Source organism: Segatella copri (assembly GCF_009494835.1).
GTDB classification, from domain to species: Bacteria; Bacteroidota; Bacteroidia; order Bacteroidales; family Bacteroidaceae; genus Prevotella; species Prevotella copri_F.
Map to the genome: position 1 here is coordinate 44,790 of NZ_VZBE01000020.1, position 6,046 is coordinate 50,835.

The 6,046-nt window shown below is 41.7% G+C and carries 7 protein-coding genes; 6 read left to right on the forward strand and 1 reads right to left on the reverse strand.

Annotated features, from left to right (window positions below):
• The first annotated feature begins 30 nt into the window (after window positions 1-30).
• The 5 genes from F7D47_RS03755 to F7D47_RS03775 are packed head-to-tail and all read left to right on the forward strand — an operon-like array spanning window position 31 to window position 4,638.
• Window positions 31-675, forward strand: coding sequence for an ExbD/TolR family protein (locus F7D47_RS03755; protein ID WP_022120094.1), 645 nt, complete (start codon window positions 31-33; stop codon window positions 673-675).
• On the forward strand, window positions 676-1,323 hold the full coding sequence (locus F7D47_RS03760) for an ExbD/TolR family protein (RefSeq protein WP_153082286.1): 648 nt from the start codon (window positions 676-678) through the stop codon (window positions 1,321-1,323).
• 33 nt (window positions 1,324-1,356) lie between these two features.
• Window positions 1,357-2,205, forward strand: a complete 849-nt coding sequence (locus F7D47_RS03765) for an energy transducer TonB (RefSeq protein WP_153082285.1) — start codon at window positions 1,357-1,359, stop codon at window positions 2,203-2,205.
• A gap of 4 nt (window positions 2,206-2,209) precedes the next feature.
• On the forward strand, window positions 2,210-3,175 hold the full coding sequence (locus tag F7D47_RS03770; protein WP_040553745.1) for a PstS family phosphate ABC transporter substrate-binding protein: 966 nt from the start codon (window positions 2,210-2,212) through the stop codon (window positions 3,173-3,175).
• 41 nt (window positions 3,176-3,216) lie between these two features.
• Window positions 3,217-4,638, forward strand: coding sequence for a tetratricopeptide repeat protein (locus F7D47_RS03775; RefSeq protein WP_153082284.1), 1,422 nt, complete (start codon window positions 3,217-3,219; stop codon window positions 4,636-4,638).
• Window positions 4,639-4,841: 203 nt separating this feature from the next.
• Here F7D47_RS03775 and F7D47_RS03780 read toward each other — a convergent pair whose 3' ends face one another.
• Window positions 4,842-5,009: a 4Fe-4S binding protein gene (locus F7D47_RS03780; protein ID WP_022327039.1), complete on the reverse strand. Its 168-nt coding sequence runs from the start codon at window positions 5,007-5,009 to the stop codon at window positions 4,842-4,844.
• 223 nt (window positions 5,010-5,232) lie between these two features.
• Here F7D47_RS03780 and F7D47_RS03785 point away from each other — a divergent pair, with 223 nt between their 5' ends.
• A complete protein-coding gene (locus tag F7D47_RS03785) occupies window positions 5,233-5,979 on the forward strand; it encodes a porin family protein (protein WP_153084824.1) in 747 nt (248 codons plus the stop codon).
• Window positions 5,980-6,046 lie beyond the last annotated feature (67 nt).

Sequence of the window (6,046 nt, forward strand, 5' to 3'; positions counted from 1 at the left end):
TTTTTGCTAACCCTTTAAAATTTTATCGCTATGGGTAAAGTAAAAATTAAGAAGAGTGACGTCTGGATCGATATGACGCCTATGTCAGACGTTATGACCCTGTTGCTTACCTTCTTCATGCTCACCTCTACATTCGTAAAGAATGAGCCTGTAAAGGTTAACACACCAGGATCTGTGTCTGAGATTAAGGTGCCAGAGAACGGCGTCTTGACTATCTTGGTAAGTCCTGAAAAGGACAAGGCTGGTAATCCTACCGGCGAGGGCCAAGTATTTATGAGTATTGATAATACTGATCAGTTGGGAGCTACACTGAGCACAATGACAGGAGCATTCGGCGTGTCATTGAATCCAAAGCAGATTGAGACATTCAAGAGCGAAGGTACATTTGGTGTACCAATGAACGACTTGAGTACTTATCTGACAATGAACGCTTCTAAGCGTCCACAGTATCTCCAGACTAAAGGTATTCCTCTCGACAGTATTAAGGGCGGTATGAGCGAGTTCCAGCAGTGGGTTGACGCAGCTCGTAACGTAAACGAAGACATCAAGATTGCCCTCAAGGCAGATGCTTCTACACCTTACAAGACCGTTAAGAGAGTGATGAACGAACTCCAGGATATGGACGAGAGTCATTACTATATGATTACACAGTTAAAAAAACAGGGGGACGAATAAATGGCAAAGAAAGAAAGCAAACAAAAGAAAATGAATGTCCGCGTAGACTTTACGCCTATGGTGGATATGCTCATGCTGCTTATCACGTTCTTCATGCTGTGTACATCTTTGAGCAAACCTCAGACTATGGAGCTGACTATGCCAAGTAATGATGAGAATACTCAAGAAAATCAGAAGAACGAAGCAAAGGCTTCTGAGACTGTGACACTCTACGTAACAGCAGACAACAAGATTTATTATGGTGCAGGTATTCCTAAGTACGATGACCCATCATGGATCAAGGAGACTACATGGGGCAGTCAGGGCATCCGTAAGGTCTTGAGAGAACACGCTACAGAAAACGGCACACGCCCTGTAGAAAGAATCGCACTTGCTGTCAAGGAGTTGAACATGGACCGTCAGAAGAATCCTAAGCAGTATCCTGATAGCATCTATCAGAAGAAGTTGAGCGATTTGAAGGCTGGTAACTTGAAGGACGGAAAGATTCCTACTCTTACCATCGTCATCAAACCTACCGACAACGCTTCTTACAAGAATATGGTTGACGCTCTCGACGAAATGCAGATTTCAAACATTGGTACTTACGTCATCGATAAGATTAACGCAGACGACGAGAAACTTCTCAAGTCTAGAAACGTTAAGATGTAAGATGAGTAACAAACAATTTTAAACAAGAAAGAAATGGCAAAAATAGATCTTTACGATCCTAAATGGGTCGATATGGTTTTCGCCGGAAAGAACAAGGAGTATGGTGCATACCAGCTCCGTAAGGGTACTTCTGGCCGAAACATCAAGGCTCTTCTGATCTTGGTCATTGCTGCAGCTCTCGTGGGTGGATTCTTGGCTTGGAAAGTCATCGAACAGAAACAGGCCGAAGAACAGCAGGCATATATGGAAGCTATGGAGTTGGCTAAACTCCAGCAGCAGGCTAAGAAGGAAGAAAAGAAGAAAGAGCCAGTGAAGCCAAAGATTGAACCAAAGAAGGAGATACCTGTGGCTCGCGAAACTCAGAAGTTTACCGCACCTGTCATTAAGAAGGATGAACTCGTAAAAGAGGAAAACCAGGTTAAGCAGATGGATAAACTGGATGACAAAGTTGCAGTCGGTACTGAAAACAAGGAAGGTGTGAAGGACCGTACAGTGGAAGCTGTGAGAAATGATATTGCAACGGTAGCTCCACCTCCACCACCAGCACCAAAACCTGAAGTTTCAACTAAGGTCTTCGATGTTGTAGAGGAGATGCCTTCATTCCCTGGTGGAAATGGAGCTTTGATGTCTTACCTTGCAAGCAACATCAAGTATCCTGTCGTTGCACAGGAGAATGGTGTACAGGGTCGTGTTATCGTTTCATTCGTGGTAGAGCGTGATGGTTCTATCTCTGATGTTAGGGTAGCTCGTTCAGTTGACCCTTCACTTGACCGTGAAGCACAGCGTGTCGTTAAGAGCATGCCTAGGTGGAAACCAGGTAAGCAAAACGGTTCTGCTGTACGTGTTAAATATACTGTACCAGTTGTATTTAGATTGCAGTAATAGAATGAAAAGAACATCTTATATTTTTTTAGGTATAGGATTAACAGTACTATCAATGGCTTTCTTCTCGTCATGTGGCGAGAAGAAAGCCAAAGATGGTAGAACTGATACTCCTACTTCAGGCACAATTGAATTTGTGGCTGACGAGAGTTTGAGTCCTATCATTGACGAAGAAAGAAGTCAGTTTGAGTATGAGTTCCCGAAAGCTAAACTCAAGCCGAAGTATACAGATGAAGTCACCGGACTTCAGATGATTAAAGATTTCAAAACAGCGCTTTTATTCACTACACGTAATTTGAAAGATAGTGAAATAGCCTACTTGAAGTCTAAAAGCAATGTAATTCCTTCTGTTTTCCCTATCGGTTACGATGGATTGGCCTTTATTGTAAACAAGCAAAACAATGATACTTGTATTACGGTAAAAGATATCAAACGTATCCTTACAGGTAAGGCAACTAAATGGAGTGATATTGTAAAAGGTTCAAAGAGAGGCGACATCGAAGTCATTTTCGATAATACCCGCTCTGCAACAACCAATTATGTAGTAGACTCTGTGCTGCACGGAGCTAAAATGGGTGCAAAAATCATGGCCGCAAAAACTAGTAAAGAGGTTATCGACTATGTGGATCAGAACCCAGGCTCAATCGGTGTAATTGGATCTAACTGGCTCAACGACCGCCGTGATTCAACCAACACTACATTTAAGAAGAATATTCATGTCATGCGAGTATCTATCAAAGATGTGGCAACACCATATAACAGCTGGCAACCATATCAGGCATACTTGCTGGATGGAAGATATCCGTTCGTCAGAACATTATATGCTATTGTAGTTGACCCTCACAAAGCATTGCCTTGGAGCTTCGCAAACTACATTTCAGGTCCAAGAGGACAGCTCATCCTGTTCAAGACCGGTTTACTTCCATACAGAGGTGACATCACTATAAAGACCGTTAATGTAAAACGCTAAAGAAAACGCTGAGAAAGAGACGCATATAAAAAAGTAGAATTATGAAAGCAATTAAATATTTAGTAGCAGGTTTGCTCGTCATGGGTTTGGCAGCACCTGCAATGGCACAGGATGTCAACTATAAGGACATGCTGAAACCTATAGAGACTACATTGAAGGCTGGTAATGCAGACCCTAAGGCTTTTGCCAAGGAAATCAAGGAATACCAGAAGGAGTTCAAAAAGGATCCTAAGGCATTGGTAGCTTTGGGTAACCTTCTTGCAATGAACAAGAGCTATGATCAAGCTAATGCCGTTGCTGATGCTGTCATCGCTAAGTTCAAGAACTATGGTGACGCTTACATTCTGAAAGGCGACATCTATGCAATGCAGGACAATGGTGGTGAGGCTGCTACATGGTATGGTCAGTGTATGACAATGGATCCTAAGAATCCTCAGGGATACATCAGCTATTCTAACGTTTACCGTAAGATTGACCCACAGGCTAGTGCTGAAGCTTTGAACAAACTGAGAGAAATCAACCCTAACTACCCTATCGAGGCAGAAGCTGGTCATAACTTCTTCAGCGCCGGCAACTACGAGAAGGCTTATGAGTATTTCTCAAAGGCTAAGCCAAACACACTTGAAGAGTATACTCAGTACGAATATGCTTTCACAGCTTATATCGTTGGAAAGAAGGAAGAAAGTTTGAGCCTTTGCGAAAGTGGTATCCAGAAGTTCCCTAAGGATGCAGCTATGCAGGTTTTGGCTATGCGCGCAGCTGTTGACGTAAAGAACTTTGAATCTGCTCTCAAGCATTCAAACATCGTAATGAACACAGATTCTATCAAGAAAAATGCTAGTATCGTTGCTTATTATGGTTTGGCTTTGGCTGGCAACAAGCAGTATAATGAGGCTATTGCTCAGTACCAGAAGGCATTGGAGATGAAGGCTGACGATCCTAAGCCATTGCAGTATATCTCTGAGGCTTACAAGGAGTTGGGCGATGAAGACAAGGCTTTGGAGTACAACCAGCAGTACATGGACAAGAATCCAAATGCTGCTCCTACAGACTTCATGAAGCTTGCTGAAATCTATATAAACAAGGCTAAGAAAGATCCAGCCAAGAAGGTTGAGAATATCGACAAGGCTATCGGCGTATACGCTAAGTTGGCAGAGAAGTATCCTACATTGAAGCCATTTGCTAAGCTTCAGGAGGGTAATACAGCTTTCCAGAACGAGTTGGACGACAAGGCTATTGCTGCTTATACAGAAGTAATCAATGAGCTGGAAGCAAAGCAGTGTGATGAAGATGAGCTCAGCTACCTGAAGACATCTTACCAGTATATGGGCTTCATCTATACCTACGACAAGCAGGACTTCAATACAGCTAAGCCATACTGGGATAAGCTTCTGAAGCTTGATCCACAGAACAAGTTGGCTAACGATGCTTACGAGAAGGCAGGTCTCAAGCCAGGCGAATAAGCATAACATTATTAACTACAACATATTGGGGATTGCATCAGATATTGATACAATCCCCTTTTAGTTTATATGATTTGTACAATAAGCAAATAAAAGGATATAACGATAAAACAAAATCTTTAAACAATAGAAAAAGAAAAGAGCGATTCCCATGGGAACCGCTCTCAATGTTTTATGTAACTAAAAGTATCTATCCTTATAGATTAAGGAAGACTGATTGCCTCGTTAGGGCAAACATCAGCACAAGTACCACACTCTGTGCAGACGTCTGGGTTGATAGAATACTTCTCGCCCTCAGAGATTGCACCTGATGGACACTCATCAATACATGTACCGCAAGCGATACAATCGTCACCAATTACGTATGCCATAATTATTAATGTTTAAATGTTTATAATGTTTTTGTATAATATGCTTTTAATTTGTCTTACTTCATAACATCAGGTATATTACCTAATAATTATGGTGCAAAGATAATAATAATTTCTGAAATACCTACAATTAGGTATGAGAATTTTCAAGAATTAGATTAATTTATACATAATCGAAATAAAACGGAAAGCAATATGAAGAGGAATATTCCGTTATAAATATATGAAACAGAAACTATTGACATTCATCATAAGCCTTGCCATCACAATCCAGGCTGGCGCACAGGAAAGAACGGTAGAAAACCGTCCTTATACCGATTTGCGCCCATTCCACTTCGGTGTATTAGTAGGCACCCACTTCCAGGATATAGAATTCCAGAATGCAGGACCGGTGACTTATCTTGATGCTGACGGCATTGAGCAGCAAAGCTGTGTAACAGTAGACCAGGACAGATGGGATACTGGATTTACAGTAGGTGTACTAGGAGAATTCCGCCTCAACACCCACTTCCAGCTACGCATAGCACCAGCCATGTATTTCGGTACCCGACATCTCTCCTTCTACAACATGCTGGAAAAAGATGGAGTCGGTAATCCGATCCAACAGAAACAGGAGATGAAGACGGCTTACATTTCCAGTGCCCTCGACCTGATATTTGCAGCACAGAGATTCAACAACCACCGCCCATACATCATGGCAGGAATCAACCCGATGATGAATCTGAACAGCAAGAACGAAGATTATATCAAACTGAAGAAAACAGATCTGTTCCTAGAACTGGGATTGGGGTGTGATTTCTATCTGCCTTATTTCAAACTTCGCCCAGAACTGAAGTTTATGTATGGAATAACAGATACATACGATAAAAATCACATCAAAAATATAAAAGACAAGAGTACACTTCCATATACACTATCAGCTAAGTCAGCACATAGCAAGATGATAGCTCTTACATTCTATTTCGAATAATCGAACAATATCAATCGAGTAGGAGGAAAACGAAGTAGTTTTCCTCCTACTTTCGTTTTCCGACCTC